Source organism: Microbacterium sp. Kw_RZR3 (genome assembly GCF_029222405.1).
Taxonomy (GTDB): Bacteria; Actinomycetota; Actinomycetes; order Actinomycetales; family Microbacteriaceae; genus Microbacterium.
On the sequence record NZ_JARHXC010000197.1, the window covers coordinates 13605 to 29754 of the forward strand.

General features: G+C 68.1%; 15 protein-coding genes. 7 read left to right on the plus strand and 8 right to left on the minus strand.

The window, feature by feature from the left end:
* Positions 1 to 70: 70 nt before the first annotated feature.
* Genes P2P98_RS10410 through mnhG form a run of 6 tightly spaced genes read left to right on the plus strand, consistent with a single transcriptional unit; the run spans position 71 to position 6371 of the window.
* The gene (locus P2P98_RS10410) at positions 71 to 2998 is read left to right on the plus strand and encodes a Na+/H+ antiporter subunit A (RefSeq protein ID WP_275799636.1); all 2928 of its coding nucleotides are present in this window, start codon (positions 71 to 73) and stop codon (positions 2996 to 2998) included.
* On the plus strand, positions 2995 to 3564 hold the full coding sequence (locus tag P2P98_RS10415; protein WP_275799638.1) for a Na(+)/H(+) antiporter subunit C: 570 nt from the start codon (positions 2995 to 2997) through the stop codon (positions 3562 to 3564). Before P2P98_RS10410 ends, P2P98_RS10415 begins: the two co-directional genes overlap by 4 nt.
* Entirely contained in the window at positions 3561 to 5117 is a 1557-nt protein-coding gene (locus P2P98_RS10420; RefSeq protein ID WP_275799640.1) for a Na+/H+ antiporter subunit D, read from the plus strand. Before P2P98_RS10415 ends, P2P98_RS10420 begins: the two co-directional genes overlap by 4 nt.
* Complete coding sequence (locus P2P98_RS10425; protein WP_275799642.1) at positions 5114 to 5728, plus strand: Na+/H+ antiporter subunit E; 615 nt, start codon at positions 5114 to 5116, stop codon at positions 5726 to 5728. The genes P2P98_RS10420 and P2P98_RS10425 overlap by 4 nt, the downstream gene beginning before the upstream one ends.
* On the plus strand, positions 5725 to 5994 hold the full coding sequence (locus tag P2P98_RS10430) for a monovalent cation/H+ antiporter complex subunit F (RefSeq protein ID WP_275799644.1): 270 nt from the start codon (positions 5725 to 5727) through the stop codon (positions 5992 to 5994). The genes P2P98_RS10425 and P2P98_RS10430 overlap by 4 nt, the downstream gene beginning before the upstream one ends.
* The gene (gene mnhG / locus P2P98_RS10435; RefSeq protein ID WP_275799646.1) at positions 5991 to 6371 is read left to right on the plus strand and encodes a monovalent cation/H(+) antiporter subunit G; all 381 of its coding nucleotides are present in this window, start codon (positions 5991 to 5993) and stop codon (positions 6369 to 6371) included. The genes P2P98_RS10430 and mnhG overlap by 4 nt, the downstream gene beginning before the upstream one ends.
* Positions 6372 to 6497: 126 nt before the next feature.
* Here the strand turns inward: mnhG and P2P98_RS10440 are convergent, their stop codons facing one another.
* From P2P98_RS10440 to P2P98_RS10470, 7 genes are all read right to left on the minus strand, one after another.
* On the minus strand, positions 6498 to 7040 hold the full coding sequence (locus P2P98_RS10440) for an SRPBCC family protein (RefSeq protein WP_275799648.1): 543 nt from the start codon (positions 7038 to 7040) through the stop codon (positions 6498 to 6500).
* Positions 7041 to 7254: 214 nt separating this feature from the next.
* Positions 7255 to 9207, minus strand: a complete 1953-nt coding sequence (locus P2P98_RS10445; protein WP_275799650.1) for a primary-amine oxidase — start codon at positions 9205 to 9207, stop codon at positions 7255 to 7257.
* A gap of 25 nt (positions 9208 to 9232) precedes the next feature.
* Positions 9233 to 10717 carry an aldehyde dehydrogenase family protein gene (locus P2P98_RS10450; protein ID WP_275799652.1) on the minus strand — a complete coding sequence of 495 codons (1485 nt, stop codon included), beginning with the start codon at positions 10715 to 10717 and terminating at the stop codon, positions 9233 to 9235.
* Positions 10701 to 11879 carry an amidohydrolase gene (locus tag P2P98_RS10455; RefSeq protein WP_275799654.1) on the minus strand — a complete coding sequence of 393 codons (1179 nt, stop codon included), beginning with the start codon at positions 11877 to 11879 and terminating at the stop codon, positions 10701 to 10703. The genes P2P98_RS10450 and P2P98_RS10455 overlap by 17 nt, the downstream gene beginning before the upstream one ends.
* Positions 11872 to 12537 (minus strand): DUF1028 domain-containing protein, encoded by a 666-nt coding sequence (locus P2P98_RS10460; protein ID WP_275799655.1) that lies wholly within the window; start codon positions 12535 to 12537, stop codon positions 11872 to 11874. The genes P2P98_RS10455 and P2P98_RS10460 overlap by 8 nt, the downstream gene beginning before the upstream one ends.
* Entirely contained in the window at positions 12534 to 12974 is a 441-nt protein-coding gene (locus P2P98_RS10465; protein WP_275799657.1) for a RidA family protein, read from the minus strand. Before P2P98_RS10465 ends, P2P98_RS10460 begins: the two co-directional genes overlap by 4 nt.
* Positions 12971 to 14296 carry an NAD(P)/FAD-dependent oxidoreductase gene (locus tag P2P98_RS10470; protein WP_275799658.1) on the minus strand — a complete coding sequence of 442 codons (1326 nt, stop codon included), beginning with the start codon at positions 14294 to 14296 and terminating at the stop codon, positions 12971 to 12973. The genes P2P98_RS10465 and P2P98_RS10470 overlap by 4 nt, the downstream gene beginning before the upstream one ends.
* A 149-nt stretch (positions 14297 to 14445) precedes the next feature.
* On the opposite strand from P2P98_RS10470, the gene P2P98_RS10475 reads away from it, so the two are divergent.
* Positions 14446 to 15387, plus strand: a complete 942-nt coding sequence (locus tag P2P98_RS10475; protein WP_275799660.1) for a LysR family transcriptional regulator — start codon at positions 14446 to 14448, stop codon at positions 15385 to 15387.
* On the opposite strand, the gene P2P98_RS10480 is transcribed toward P2P98_RS10475, so the two are convergent.
* A partial coding sequence (locus tag P2P98_RS10480; protein ID WP_275799661.1) for an amidohydrolase family protein occupies positions 15357 to 16150 on the minus strand: 794 nt, incomplete at its 5' end. The two genes, P2P98_RS10475 and P2P98_RS10480, sit on opposite strands and share 31 nt — an antisense overlap.

Sequence of the window (16150 nt, forward strand, 5' to 3'; positions counted from 1 at the left end):
CTTCGCATAGAATAGAAGCGACACCCCGAGAGCCGAGGCCCAGAGCCCGTCGACCCCGAGGAGGCCCACCTTGTTGGTACTCCTCAGCGCGTTCGCTCTCGTCCCCCTGATTCTCCCGTGGCTCGTCGGCCGCATCGGAGCACGGGCGTTCTATGTCGCGGCACTGCTTCCCGCCGTCGCTTTCGTGCAGGCGGTCTTCGCCGCTCCTGCCGTCTTCTCCGCCAACATTCCCTTCGAGGAATACCGCTGGATTCCCGCCATCGACGTCTCGCTCTCGATGCGGATGGACGTCCTGAGCTGGCTTCTCACCCTCGTGGTGACGGGTGTCGGAGCCCTGGTGATGCTCTACTGCCGCTGGTACTTCCGCGGCAAAACCACCGGCGTCGGGCAGTTCTCGGCGGTCCTCCTCGCCTTCGCCGGCGCGATGTACGGTCTCGTGCTCACCGACGACATCGTCGTGCTGATCATGCTGTGGGAGGTCACGAGCGTCCTGTCGTACCTGCTGATCGGCTACTACCACGGACGCGCGGCAAGCCGCCGTGCCGCACTGCAAGCCTTGCTCGTGACGACGCTCGGCGGCCTGGTCATGCTGATCGGCGTCGTCCTGGTCGTGGTGCAGTCGGGCACCTCAAGCCTGTCGACGATCCTCGCCGACCCGCCCACCGGCACCGTCGTCGACATCGCCGTGCTGCTGCTGCTCGTCGGGGCGCTGAGCAAGTCCGCGATCTTCCCCTTCCACTTCTGGCTCCCCGGCGCGATGGCGGCACCCACGCCCGTGAGTGCGTACCTCCACGCCGCCGCCATGGTCAAAGCCGGCATCTACCTGATCGCGCGCCTGTCGCCGGCCTTCGCCGAGACGCCGTTCTGGCGTCCCACCCTCATCACGCTCGGCGTCTTCACGATGCTGCTCGGCGGCTTCCAGGCGCTGCGCGAACGGGATCTCAAGCGCATCCTCGCCTTCGGCACGGTGAGCCAGCTCGGCTTCCTGACCGTCATGCTCGGGTACGGAACGAGGGATGCCGCTCTCGCCGGTGTCGCGCTCCTGCTCAGCCACGCGCTGTTCAAGTCGTGCCTCTTCCTCGTCGTCGGCGTCATCGACCGCCAGCTCTCCACCCGTGACATCGGCGAACTGTCCGGCCTCGGACGACAGGCGCCGGTCATGGCGACCGCCTCGTTCATCGCGATCGCGTCGATGGCCGGTGTTGCCCCGACCCTCGGCTTCGTCGCGAAAGAGACCGCGCTCACCGCGCTGCTGCACGAGGCCGAGGCCGGAGCGGGCTGGGGCGTCGTCGCCCTGGCCGGCATCGTCGTGGGATCGGCCCTGACGGCGGCCTATGGCATCCGGTTCCTCTGGGGCGCGTACTGGACCAAGCGCGATGTCGAGAAGACGGACTGGCCCGACCCCCCGATGGGCTTCCTCGCCGCACCCGTCCTGCTGGCCGCGGCGTCGTTGACGCTGGGGTTCCTCGCACCGATCGTCGACCACTGGCTCACGCCGTACGCCGACGGGCTCCCCGAGGCGACACCGGGTATCGCCGCGCCCGACTATCCGTACCACCTCGCGCTCTGGCACGGACTCGAGCCCGCTCTGTTCATCTCGCTCGGCACGCTCGCCCTCGGTGCGGCGGTGTTCTGGGTCGTACGAAAGACCCAGCTCCACAAGCGTCGCCGGGTGCTGCCGTTCACCGCCAACGACGCGTACAACGTCGTGCTGCGTGCGATCGACCGCTCGTCCGAGTGGGTGACCGCGCGGTTCCAGCGCGGCTCGCTGCCCTTCTACGTCGGGACGATCTTCGTCGTCCTCGTCGTCGCTGAGGGAACGGCGCTGCTCGCGTCGAAGGAGTGGCGCGCCCAGCTCGACGCGTGGCAGTCGCCCGCGCAGCTCATCTCCGCTCCGCTCATGATCGCCGCCGGCATCCTTGCCGTGCGGGCACGGAAGCGGTACACGGGTGTGGCGCTGGTCTCGGTGACGGGGCTCGGCATGGTCGTGCTCTTCGCGACGAGCGGCGCGCCCGACCTCGCCCTCACCCAGGTGCTCATCGAGACCGTGACGCTCGTCGTGTTCGCTCTCGTCCTCCGCCGCCTGCCGGCGCGGATGGGCGAACAGAACGCCTCGGTCGCCCCGATCGCCCGTGCCATCCTCGGCGTCGGCGTGGGTCTGACCATGGCCCTCGTCGCGATCGTCGCGACCGGAGCGCGGCAAGACCTCCCCATCTCGCTCGAATGGCCCCCGCTGGCGTACGAGATCGGTCACGGACGCAATGTCGTCAACGTCGCCCTCGTCGACCTGCGCGGCTGGGACACGATGGGCGAGCTGTCGGTCCTCGTCCTGGCGGCCACGGGTGTGGCATCCCTCGTCTTCATCACCGACCGCAGCGACAACCTCGCCCGCCGCTCGGGCACCGCGCGCGCCCGCGTCGGCCTCGGTCGCCGCCGCCCGCTCGTCGAGACCGGAGAGGGCGTCCGCGCGCAGCGCGTCGGTGAGACCGGCGCTCCGCGGGCGTGGCTGGTCTCGGGCGCGAAGGTGCAGCCCGAGAACCGGTCGATCCTGCTCGAGATCATCGTCCGGGTGCTCTTCCACTCGATCATGATCGTGTCGCTCTATCTGCTGTTCGCCGGACACAACCTGCCCGGGGGCGGCTTCGCGGGTGGCCTCGTGGCGGGGATGGGTCTGGTCATGCGCTACATCGCGGGCGGGCGCTGGGAACTTGGTGCGGCGGCTCCCACCGACGCCGGCCGACTCCTCGGCGCGGGGATGGCGATCGCGGTGCTGTGCGCCGTCGTGCCCCTCTTCTTCGGCTATGCGCCGCTGCAGAGCTTCACGTTCGAAGGAGAGCTGCCGCTCATCGGGCACTGGGAGTTCGTCACCAGCACGATCTTCGACGTCGGCGTCTACCTCGTCGTGATCGGCCTCGTCCTCGATGTCCTGCGGAGCCTCGGCGCCGAAGTGGACCGTCAGTCGCAGCACCCCGAAGACGCGGAGGTGGTCACCCCGTGAGCATCTCGCTGGTTCTGGTCATCATCATGGCCGTGCTCTTCGCGTGCGGCGTGTACGCGATGCTGGAGCGCAGTCTCACCCGCGTCCTCATCGGATTCCTCCTGCTCGGCAACGCCGCCAACCTGCTGCTGCTGATCGTGATGGGTGTTCCGGGGAAGGCACCGTTCTACGACAGCGGAAAGACCGATTCCGCGGAGATGTCCGACGCCCTCCCGCAGGCTCTGACGCTCACCGCCATCGTGATCACGTTCGCGATCTCCGCGTTCCTGCTCGCGCTCATCTACCGTTCGTGGCAGCTGGGCCAGGCCGACACCGTCATCGACGATGCCGACGACGTCGCACTCCGCACGCGCGCCGCCGACGAGCCCGACGACGCGATGGACGAAGAATCCCGCTCCGACGACGAGGACGTCACCACCGACTTCGTCGGCGACGTCGCCTCGCCGATCCGCGTCCTGCATCAGGGCGATCTGTCGCAGCTCGTCGACGACGCCCCGGTCGATCGGGTGGCCGTGCGCCGCACCGACGACGAAACCCGCGATACCCAGGATGGTGATCGCCCGTGAGCGCCCTCGTTCCCCTGCTCGTCGCCATCCCGCTCATCGGCGCTGCGATCAACCTCGTCTTCGGCCGTCGCAAGAAGACGCAGATCGCCGTGTCGGTCGCCTCGCTCTCGGCCGTGCTCGTGCTCGGGGCGATTCTGCTGGTCGAGGTCGACGCGCACGGTCCTCTCGCCGTCGCGATCGCGGGGTGGGACATCCCGTTCGGCATCGTGCTCTACGTCGATGTGCTCGCAGCCCTCCTCGTGGTCGTCACGAGCATCGTGCTCCTCGCGGTCCTGCTCTTCTCGATCGGCCAGGGCGCGGCCGACAACGACGAGGACACGCCGGTCTCGATCTTCTATCCCGCGTACCTGATCCTCGGCGCGGGCATCTTCAACGCCTTCATCGCGGGCGACCTGTTCAACCTCTACGTCGGTTTCGAGATCCTCCTCGTCGCCTCGTACGTGCTCATCACGCTCGGCGGCACCGAGTCGCGCATCCGCACGGGCGTCGTCTACATTGTCGTCTCGCTGGTGTCGTCGATCCTCTTCCTCGCCGCGATCGGCATGGTCTACGGCGCGCTGGGCACCGTGAACATGGTGCAGATCAGCGAGCGCATGGCACTCCTGCCGCAGGACACGCAGACGATCCTGCACCTGATGCTGCTTCTCGCCTTCGCGATCAAGGCGGCGGTGTTCCCGCTGTCGTTCTGGCTCCCCGACTCGTACCCGACGGCTCCCGCGCCCGTCACGGCCGTGTTCGCCGGCCTGCTCACCAAGGTCGGCGTCTACGCGATCATCCGTACCGAGACGCAGCTGTTCGTCGACAACGACCTGAACTTCCTGCTGATGATGGTGGCGCTGTCGACGATGATCGTCGGCATCCTGGGCGCGGTCGCGCAGGCCGAGCTCAAGCGCATCCTGTCGTTCACGCTCGTCAGCCACATCGGCTACATGATCTTCGGACTGGCGATCAACACGCCTCTCGCGGTGGGCGCGACGATCTACTACATCGTTCACCACATCATCGTGCAGACCACTCTGTTCCTCGCCGTCGGCCTCATCGAGCGCCGCGCGGGCAGCACGTCGATCCTCAAGGTGAAGGGACTCATGCGGGCGGCCCCGGTGCTCGCGGTGCTGTACTTCATCCCGGCGATCAATCTCGGCGGCCTCCCGCCGTTCTCGGGCTTCATCGGCAAGTACGCCCTCTTCGATGCCGCCGCGCAGGTGGGCACGCCCGTGATGATGGTGCTGATCGTCGGCGGCATCGTCACCTCGATCCTCACCCTCTACGCCCTCATGCGCGCGTGGAACCTGTCGTTCTGGCGTGAGGACGACGACTCGACCGAGACCATGGAGCGCATCGCGTACCTCGGCAACGCGCCCGCCGCGGCGATCTCGACCGAGCGCCGCACGATCCCGAAGATCATGACCCTCGCGACAGTGGGGATGGTCGTCGTCACGGTTGCGCTCACCGTCTTCGCCGGTCCGCTGCTCGACATGTGCCTGCGCGCGGGTGTGACGATCACCGACGGTGTGAGCCTCGTGCAGCTGCAGGAGCAGGGGGGCCAGGGATGAGCCCTTCGCGTCGTTCCCAGGTGTCGTTGTTCCTGCACCAGCTGCCCTTCCTGGTCTGGCTCGTCGCCCTGTGGATGATGCTGTGGGGGCAGTTCACCTGGCTCGCCTTCGTCACCGGCCTCGTCGCCGCCATCGTCGTCACACGCGTCTTCCGCCTCCCGCCTGTCGAGCTGTCGGGCCGCATCAACCTCTGGTACGGCCTGATCTTCGTCGTCACCTTCCTCGGCGCCGTGATCCGGGGTTCGCTCATCGTCGCGTGGCAGGTGCTCGACGTCCGGCGGCAGCCGGGCGCCGCGATCATCGCGGTGCCCCTGCGCGTCGATGACGACGTGATCATGGCCCACACCGCCGTCACGGCATCCCTCATCCCGGGCTCACTCATCGTCGATGTCGACCGCGAGAACCGGACGCTGTACCTGCACACCATCGGCGTCCGCAGTGACGAGGATGCCGAGCACCAGCGCCGCGTCGTGCTCGGGTGGGAGGCCCGCATCACGCGTGCCGTCGGCTCCCGCGAAGAACTGCAGGAGCTGCGCGCGAAGATCGCCGAGTCCGAGGCCGATGCCCACCGCAGCACGGAGTCGCCGAGAGAGGGGAGGACCCCGCTGTGACCACGGCCCTCGTCGTCGTCATCCTGGTCGTTTTCGCCGCCGCGGCCGTGCTGGCGCTCATCCGCCTCGTGATCGGTCCCTCGATCCTCGACCGTGCGGTCGCCGCCGACGTGCTGTTGACCGAGGTGGTCTGCATCCTCGGTGCCGACATGGTGATCAACCACCACACGCGGTCGCTTCCGGCCATGCTCATCATCGCCGCGGTCGGCGTGTTCGGATCGATCGCGGTCGCTCGTTTCGTCGCGCGGAAGGAGAATCCGCGATGACCCTCGAGAGCGTCCTCGACACGATCGCCCTGATCCTCGTGCTGATCGGCGCGATCCTGTGCCTCACCGCGACGATCGGACTGCTGCGCTGGAAAGACGTCCCCACCCGTCTGCACGCGGCGACCAAGCCCCAGGTGCTCGGCGTGCTGCTCATCGTCGTCGCCGTCGAGCTCGCTCTGCGGTCGTGGGAGGCCCTGGCCTTCGGCATCCCGATCGTGCTCATCCAGTTCGCGACGGCGCCGCTCGCGGCGCACATGGTCGGCCGGGCCGCGTACCGCAACCGGACGACCGACGAAGAGAACCTTTACGTCGACGAGCTGAACCACAGCACGGAGTCACCGCAGACGACGCACACCGAGTCGCGGCCCGAGAGCTGAGAGCCGCCCCGCGGCGACGACAGCTCAGGGCCGCCCCACGGCGATGGCGTGAGAAACGCTATCTCTGCCCAGACACGCGGCGGCACGGTGTTTCTCGGCAGGATCAGCGTTTATCAGTGGGGGCGCTCAGACGCCGGACCGGCGCACGTCCTCCTGAGCCTGGGGAGAAGGCGTGCCCTCCTCCGGATCGGGGGTCTCGGTGCGGTGGTCGAGCTCGCGCGCCTCGCGCTCCTCGCGGCGACCCTCGGCGAGGAAGGCCAGGCGATTGAGGCACTCGTGATTGCGTGCCACGAGCAGCGGCTTCCACAACACCGACGGCAGAATCGACGCGGCACCGGTCACGGGCTCCTCGGCGATCGTGACCGCGATGCCGTCTGCGTGCGGGCGCACGTCGATGCGGATCACTCCGCGGCCCAGGATGCCGGCCTCCGGACGAAGACGCAGGCGTCGGGGAGGATCCCACTCCACGAGCTCGGTCTGGTCGTGGATCATGACGGGCCACACGCCGAGCGAGTGGTGGATGCGCGAGCCCTCCTTCGGCCACTCCTCGTCGACGTCGCGCATCCGTGCCGCGCCGACGACCCACACGGGATAGAGCCAGCCGTCCGACAGCACCGCGAAGAGGTCGTCGGGCGTACAGCGCATGAGGCGGGTGTTGCGGGCGGCCATGGCATCCCTCCGGTCGGCGTGTCTCGACTCTAGAGGGCGGGTGGGGAGGGGGTCTCCGGCCTTGACGCGCGGGGCGCGGAGCGGCGCGACGGAGGGAGGGCGAGGGACGAGCGGAGGAGGGATGCCGCGTGTCGGCCCTCCGCTCGTCCCCGACCCTCAGCTCGTCACCGCCGGTGAGATCACCTGAGGCGTCAGCCGCGTGGGCGCGGTTCTCTCAGCAGCACTCCTTCGTGTGACCGCAGCCGCAGGCTGGTGCGGAGGTCGAGCACGCGGATGCCGCGGCAGGTGCGGGAACGTCGAGAGTGGGGTTCTGGTCGAAGAATCCGTGAGGCACGAGGGAGAAGCCTGTGCTGTCCACCGGCATGATGGGCCAGTCCTCCGTGCGCGGAAAGTGGGTCAACCCGAAAGTGTGCCAGAGCACGATGTCGTGCCCATCGATATCGGCATCCCGTTCGATCCACCGGTCGATTGCGCCGTACCCGTCGTTCTGGTTGACCAGTTCCCCGGAGGGGAATCGCTCGCGAGGGGAGTACCGGGTCACCCAGAGATCGTGTGTCGTGAACGCGGCGCGCCGGGCGATGGACGACCCCGCATCGGCGAGCAGACTCGGCTGGCCCTCGGGGCGCAGCGTGTACCCGACCGGCTTACCGACGATGTTCGTCACGTCGGGATTCACGACGTGCCAGACGCGACCGCGCTTGCCGTCGGCATCCCTCACCCCCTCCTTCTCGCTCCGCAGCCTGCGGGTGGAGAGCGTGAAGCCGTTACCGTGCGGGTTCTCCGCCGACACGGGCACCCGCTGCGCCTCGAGCTCGTCGACCGCGTTGCGCGTGCCGTCGAGAGTCACGTCGAGACGCGCCGAGAAGAGGTGCTGGTGGTAGGGAGCGCCGATACCCGGGGCGATCTGCGATGCCCAGGGGTAGTCGCTTCCGTCGGGCTGCGCGCCCGGGTACGCGGAAGCGAAGACGACGCCGGTGGCCTTGCATTCCAGTTCTATGCGCCCGTCGAGGTACAGGTACCAGGAGAAGCCGTAGTCGTAGTTGCCGACGGTGATGAAGAAGGAAACGACCAGCCGGCGATTGCGGCGGGTGTCGGTCGAGTGGTAGTACTCGTCGGTGTGCTTCCAGAGGATCGACGCATCCTCCTCGTGCAGGCAGATGGCGTTGCGGATGGTCTGCGCTCGCCCGTCTGTCGCCGCGATCGTCGCGTCGAAGTAGTGGATCTCACCGAGGCAGTCGCATCCCAGCGCCAGCGAGTTCGCCGACTTGCCGAGTGAATACTCGCCCGCGTCGAAGTAGTTCTGCCAGAAGCGCACCGGACTCGGATCGCCGTACGGAACCACCATCTCCGCGATCGACGCGCGGTACATGATCGATCGATGGCGCTCGCCGTCGGTGAACCCGATCTCGTGCAGCGTGAGGCCCTCGACCTGGTTGAAGCCGATGCGAAAGCGCCACTTCTCCCACTCCACGACGTCGCCGTCGACGTGAAAGCTCGGGCCCTCGGGCTGTGTGATGACGATCGGCTTCTGCGTCGTCCGCGGTGCGGGGAGGCCGTCGGCGCGATGGAAGTTGTACGGAGTTCTCGGCACCTCGAACACGCGATCGTCGATGAGCTTCAGCACCTCGCCGGTCACGAGATCGACGTAGGCCACCACGCCGTCGATGGGGTGCGCCCAGGCGTTGTCGTCCTGTTCGAGCTGAAGAAAAGACAGGCAGCGGACGATACGGCGTCCGTCCTCATCGGCGAAACCGAAACGTCCCGCGGACAGTGCCGAGATGCGCACGAGCGAGACGTCATCGATCTCGCGCCGCGCCATCGCGGCCACCCACCCGTCGTGACGACGCAACAGCTCCTCGATGCGATCGAACTCTTCGAGCACGATGGGTGGTTGTCCCTCCGTGACGACGTCGACTGTCCGTCGCGAGACGATCCGCCCGGCCGTGACATCCACGACCACCTCGGTGACGGTACCGTCGCGGCGATCCATCAGCACACTGCCCACGAGACGTTCGCAGACAGTGCCGTCGAGAACGGCCGCCTTGTCGGGCTCGATGAGGTTCACGAGCATGAACGCTGTCGCTTCATGGTCGAATCCCGTGTCCAGCAGGACGGAGCGATTGATCTCGATCTCTGCCGCGCTCAGACGGTCGAGGGGGTGCGTCATGGTCAGGTTCCTGTCACTCGGGAAGTCAGCGCCCGGCGAACCAGGTCGTCTTCAGGGTGGTGTAGTTGTCGAAGGCGTGGAGGGAGAGGTCTCGACCGAAGCCGGACCGTTTACGCCCGCCGAAAGGCGTCGTCACATCGAGTGCGTCGACGGTGTTGACCGAGACCGTGCCGACCTGGAGCGCTCGTGCGACGCGCAGGGCTCGATGGACGCTGTCGGTGAACACGGATGCCGCCAGCCCGTAGGGACTGTCATTGGCCAGGCGCACGGCCTGGGCCTCGTCGTCGAACGGCACGATCGCCAGAACAGGCCCGAACACCTCCTCGCGCCAGAGCTCGGAGTCGGTGGGCACGTCGGCGAACACCGTGGGTTCCAGGAAGGCACCGGCTGCCCCCGCGACGACGTCGCCTCCTGCGATCAGGTGCGCCGTCGCTCGGGCGCGGTCGACGAATCCGCGGACGCGGTCGAGATGACGCCCGCTTACGAGAGGCCCCATTCCGGTGCGCGGATCGAGAGGGTCCCCGACGGTCAACGCTCGCGCACGAGCGGCGATGCGGTCGGAGAGCTCTGCAACCACCGGCCGCTCGACGAGGAGGCGTGAGGTGGCCGAGCAGACTTGGCCGCTGCATGTGAAGATTCCGGCGGCGGCGAAGTCGGCCACGGCGTCGAGATCGGTTGCGTCGGCGAAGACCATGTTCGCGCTCTTGCCGCCGCACTCCAACCACACGGCCTTGCCGTTGGAACGGCCCGCGTATTCCAGGAACTTCTTGCCGACCTCGGTCGAACCGGTGAAGGCGATCACGTCGACGTCGTCGTGCATTCCCAGGGCCTGGCCCGCCTCGTGGCCGAAGCCCGGAACGACGTTGAGCACTCCCGAGGGGAGGCCGGCGGCGGCGGCGAGCTCCGCGAGACGCAGCGCCGACAGCGGTGTGTCCTCGGCGGGCTTGAGCACCACGCTGTTTCCCGCTGCCAAGGCCGGAGCGATCTTCCAGATCGCGGTTTCGAGCGGATAGTTCCAGGGGACGACGGCCCCCACGACCCCGACCGGCTCGCGCGTGACGATCGCGAGATCCGTCCCCGCAGTCGGCGCGACCTCGCCGTAGACCTTGTCGATGGCCTCGGCGTACCACCGGAGGATGGCGGCGCTGCCGGGTGCGTCGATGGTCGACGTATCGGCGATGCGCTTCCCGCCGTCGAGCGAGTCGAGCAGGGCGAGTTCGTCGGTGGCGCCCTCGATCGCGTCGGCGACGGCGAACAGGATCCGCTTGCGTTCCCGCGGTGCTGCGCGCGACCAGCTCCCGGCGTCGAAGGCGCGTCGGGCGGCGAGGACGGCTCGATCGACCTCTCGTGGACCGCAACGGGCGACGTGCGCCAGCACCGCGCCCGTGGCGGGATTGACGGTTTCGAAGGTGGCGCCGTCGGCGGCGTCGACGAACTCGCCGTCGATCCATGCTCGCGTGCGCGGCTCGATCGTCGAGGCCAGACGGATCCAGTCATCGTGCGTGCGCATCAGGCTCCTCGGGTGTGTGCGGCGTGGGGTGGGAGACAAGGGCGTCGACGACGGTCTGCGCCAGCAGTGTCGCGCCGTCGATCGCCGCGCGATCTCCGGCGGGGCTGATCGTCGCGGCGGCGAACGCCGCCTGGTGGTTGACCGCCGGGGCGGATCCGATGCTCAGGTAAGGGTGGATCGAGCGGACGCGCAGGGAGACGTTGCCCATGTCGGTGGACGCCATGTTCATCCCCGCGGGACGCAGCTCTTCGGCATCCATGTCCCGCCCTCGTTGCGCAGCGCGGGCCGCGAAGAGCCGCGCGAGCTCGGTGTCGTTGCGGAACTCCGAGTACCGCGGGCTCGTCTCGTCGATGTCGAGCGTGCATCCGGTGGCGAGCGCGCCCGCTTCGAAGCACGCAGTCACGCGACGAAAGGCCGCGTCGAGTTCCTCGAGCGTTTCAGCGCGGACGTACCAGTTGCCGCGTGCCGACCCCGGGATGGCGTTCGGTGCGGTTCCTGCCGTGCGCACGATGCCGTGCACACGGACCGAGGTGGGAAGTTGCTGGCGCAGCAGCCCGATGGCGACCTGCGCCACCGTGAAGGCGTCGGCCGCGTTGATCCCGAGCGTGGGGTACGCCGACGCATGCGATTCCCGGCCGGTGAAGACGACGTCGAAGTGCGCGACGGCGAGGGGGCGAGCCCACAGGGCATCGGCGGGTCCGGGGTGGATCATCACGGCGAGGTCGACCCCGTCGAAGATGCCGGCATCGAGGAGGTGGATCTTGCCGCCGCCGCCCTCCTCGGCGGGCGTTCCGATCACCATGATCGTTGCGTCGAGCTCGTCCGCGAGCGGGATGAGGGCTGCGGCGGCTCCGACGGCGGCGGCGGCGATGATGTTGTGCCCGCATGCGTGCCCCAGTCCGGGCAGCGCGTCGTACTCGGCGATCAGGGCGACGGTCCGCGAGCCACGCCCCGCGCGCGCGACGAAGGCGGTGTCGAGGCCACCTGCCCCGCGTTCGACGCTCATGGCGAGGCCATACAGGCGTTCGATGAGCAGAGCGACGGAGCGGTGCTCGTGCCACGCTGTCTCGGGGTCCGCATGCAGCGCGTGACTGACCTCGAGGATGAGATCGCGGTGACGCAGCACGGTCTGCGCCGCGAGCTGCGCGAGTTCCTCACTCATCGCCGGGAACCCCATACGAGGGAGCCGAAGCGGGGGCGACGGCCCGTGTCAGGTAATCGTTCTTCTGCGGCATCCACAGGGAGAGAAGACGACGCAGTTCGCGGACGGGATCGTCGTGGTCGTCGACACGGAGGTCGCTCACGCGCCAGGATGCGCCTTCGACGACGGCAAGACCGGCGGATCGGAGTGGACCCGCTTCGCCCCCCGCCGCGGCGGCGGCTTCGAGCGCCGTCATGAGACGTTCCTCCAGCGTGCCCGCGGCCGTGGTGAAAGCGATGACCATCTCGTTCAGCACCGCGTCGCTCGCGAGGAGGTTTCCCGCGGCGACGCACCCGTCACCCGTCTGCGCTCCGTGGATGCCGAGCGCGAGCGGGCCGGAATGAACGGCGACGCGGCCGTGGCGGTCGACCGCGGTGACTTGCCGATAGGCCGCGAACGGGTCGGCGGACAGGGCATCAGCGACTGCGGCATCCGGGGTTCGCTCTTTCGCGAGAAGGTCGAGGACCGCACTCCCGAGCGCAGGATTCGTCACGTTCTGCGACGCGACCGCACCGACTCCGGCGCGCAGGTGGGAGCATCGGGAGGCCACGGCGGGGCTCGACGAGGAGATGACCAGACCGAACGCACCGTCGAGATGCGCCGCCAACGACAACGTCACAGCGTCACCTCGTGATCGTCGGCGGGATCGCTGATGACGGCGGTGGCGTCGATTTCTACGAGCCACTCCGGGCGGGCCAGGGCATCGACGACGAGCCCGGTCGATACGGGGTAGACGCCCTTCATCCAACGCCCCATGACCCGGTAGACCGGTTCGCGATAGCGGATGTCGGTGAGGTAGACGACGACCTTCACGATGTCGTCGAGACGAGAGCCGGCCTCGCGCAGCAGCATGTCGATGTTCGCCATCGCCTGCTCCGTCTGGGCCTCGACGTCGCCGATGCCGATGCTTTCGCGCGAGTCGAGGTCTTGTCCGATCTGGCCTCGAAGGTACACGACACCCCCGGCGACGACAGCTTGGCAGAGGTCGTTGTCGAGGTGCTGCTCGGGGTAGGTCAGCCGTGTGTTGAACGGCCGGATGCGAGTGTGCGCGGTCATCGGGCGATCTCCGAGTCGAAGGAAGGGGTGAAGGCGGTCTCGTCGGTGGGTCGGTAGTCGGCGTACATCCGTTGAACGGCGATGTGGTCGCTCACGTGCTTGGCGTCGTGCCAGACGCCCCAGATGAAGCTCGAACCGCGCCGAGACTGCCACGGCAGGCCGAGGTAGTAGATGCCCGGCTCGGCGGAGACACCGCGCCGGTGCGCGGGCCGACCGTCGTCGTCGACCGCTCCGTCGGGCAGCCATCGGTAGTCCGAGGCGAAGCCCGTCGCCCACACGACCGAGGTGACGCCCGCTTCTCGCAGGTCGAGGGTGCGCAGGGGGTGACGCATCTCGTCCGGGTCGGGACCGAACTGGCGTGCGTCGGGCTCCTCTGGCAGATCGAGTCCGATCCGCTCGGCGTAGGCGTCGGCTTCGTCGAGCAGATCGAGGTAGTTCGCGTCGCCCGCTGCGATGTTGCGCGCCAGATCGTCACCGAACTGCACGATTCCGTCCTGATACGCGTTCGTCCGGCCGACGAGGGTCACTCCTGCCGCGGCCAGCGAGCGGAAGTCCACGGTGTGCCCGCCGTCGGCGCCGCTGACGGCGATGGTGACGTGGTCCGCTCCGCGCGGAGGGGTAGCGGCATCCCATTTGTCCAGCACGCCCAGCCACCAGACGAAATCACGCCCCCGGTAGCGACGGGGGGGCCGGTCGTGGGGGCCGACTGAGAGGTACACCTGCCGGCCCGATCTCTGCAGTTCGGCGGCGATCTGCACGCCCGAGCTGCCCGCGCCCACCACGAGCGTCGCGCCAGCGGGGAGGAGGTCCGGGCGGCGGTATCCCGAGGAATGCACCTGCACGACGTCGGCGTCCGCGGGAAGCACGGGCGGGATGACCGGGGTCTGGAACGCTCCGGTCGCCGCCACGACGTATCGCGCTCGGTACACCCCGTCCGACGTGTCGAGAAGAAAACCGGGCTCGCCGGCGATACGTCGAACGGAGTGCACCTCGACGCCGCACCGCACGGGCGCGGCGAACTTCTCGGCGTACGCGCGCATGTACTCGGCGACCTGATCCTTGGTGGCGAACTCGTCCGGCGCGACGTCGGAGAACTCCATACCCGGGAATCGGTCGTGCCAGGCCGGTCCGTTCGCGACGAGGGAGTCCCAGCGTTCCGACCGCCAGCGTTCGGCGATGCGACCTCGCTCGAGCACGAGATGACGCAGACCGGCGCGCGTGAGGTGCTCGCTCATCGCGACACCCGCTTGACCGGCTCCGACGACGATCACCTCCACGTCACGGTCGTCGGGAACGGTGCTCGTCTGCGGGATGGATGACATGGCGCGGCGCTTTCGTTCGGGAGAGAAGTCCCCCCGAGTCTGTGAAGACACGCGATGTCCGTGCAAATAGTGGACGACGGTGGTCATCATCTAAAATTGAGATGCAAGCCGCAGAGAAACTTCTGTGAAACACATCGGAAATGTGAAACATGCGTCCTCCCGCCAAGCCCGATATCTCACTGGCCCAACTTCGCTACTTCGTGGTCGCCGCGGAGCAGGGGAGTATGACGTGGGCCGCCGACGAGCTCTTCATCGCACAATCCGCGATCTCGACCGCGATCGCCAACCTCGAGAAGACGCTCGGTGCCCAGCTACTGATCCGTCGCCGGGCGAAAGGTCTTCAGCTGACGCCCGCGGGGATCGAACTGCTCCAGCGCAGCCGTGGCATCCTGGCGGCCGTCGACGACGCCGTCCAGGCGTTGCGCCCCGAGAACACGTCGGGGCGGGTGAGCGTCGGGTGCTTCCGCACAATGGCACCGTTCTATCTGCCCGATATCGTCAGTGCCCTCGAAGCCAGCCATCCCGAACTTCAGCTCGACGTCATCGAGCTGCTGGCCGACGGGGTGAACGACGCGCTCCGGGAGCAGTCCATCGAGATCGCGCTCACGTACGATCTGGGGCTGGCCGCCGACGTGGACCGGACGGTGTTGTCCTCGGTGCCCTTGTACGTCGCGGTGGGCGCGCAGCATCCGCTGGCCTCGCGCTCTCACGTACGTTTGGCCGAACTCGTGGACGAACCCATGGTGCTGCTGGACCTGCCGGTGAGCCGGGACTACTTCTTGAAGGCGTTCACCGACCAGGGTCTGCGACCGTCCGTGCGCTATCGCTTCGCGAACTTCGAGGGTGTCCGTGCGATGGTGGCGAGCGGTCACGGCTTCACGCTGCTCAATCAGCAGCCCAAGTTGAGCTACACCTACTCCGGCGGCGAGCTGCATCGGCTCGCCATCGTGGAGCCGACGAGGCCCCTCGACATCGTGCTGGCCCGACGTTCTTCGGTCCCTCTCACGCGCAAGGCGAGTCTGTTCGCCGCGGAGGCGCGCCGCGCCGTGGACTCCGTCCTTCACGGCCGCGTCACGGAGCCGGCTTCATAGACGACGTGTCCGGACACGACCGTACGGCGCACGCGCGCGGCACCGAGACCGGCTACGTCCCGCACGTCGCGGTCGATCCACACCAGGTCGGCGAGGAGCCCCTCGCGGAGGGCACCCGTCACGTGCTCGCACCGATTGATCCATGCCGCCGCGGACAGATAGGCGTCCAGTGCCGTGCCGAGCGAGAGAGCCTGCTCGGCGAGAAGAGGTGTCGTGAACACGTCATCGCCGATCGCATGCGGATCCTCCGGTACGCCGGTGCGGGTGACGGCGGTGCGTACCGACCACAAGGGATTGGGATCGGTGACCGGCCAGTCGCTCCCGCCGACGATACGGCCACCGGCGCCCGCGATCGCGGCGAAGGGGAAGTGCCGATGCTCGCGATGCCTGCCGAGGAGGGGCAGCTTGCGGGTCACGATCTCCTCATCCCTGCGGGCCCAGATGGCCGTCACGTTCGCGCTCGCGTCGAGTTCGGCGAACCGGGGGATGTCGGCGTCGTCCACGATGTCGAGGTGAGCGATGTGATGCCGGTGCGGGGACGCGCCACGGCGCTGCCGGACGATCGCGAGGGCGTCCAGGCAACTGCGGACGGCACCGTCGCCGACCGCGTGGAAGTGGATCTGGAAGCCGGCCGCGTCCAGAGCCACGCTCAGTTCGTCGAGATCCTCCTGAGGGATGAACTGCACTCCGCGATCGTGGGAGTGTCCCTCGAACGGGTCCAGCATGGCGGCCGTCCGATTCTCGACCATGCCGTCGACCATCA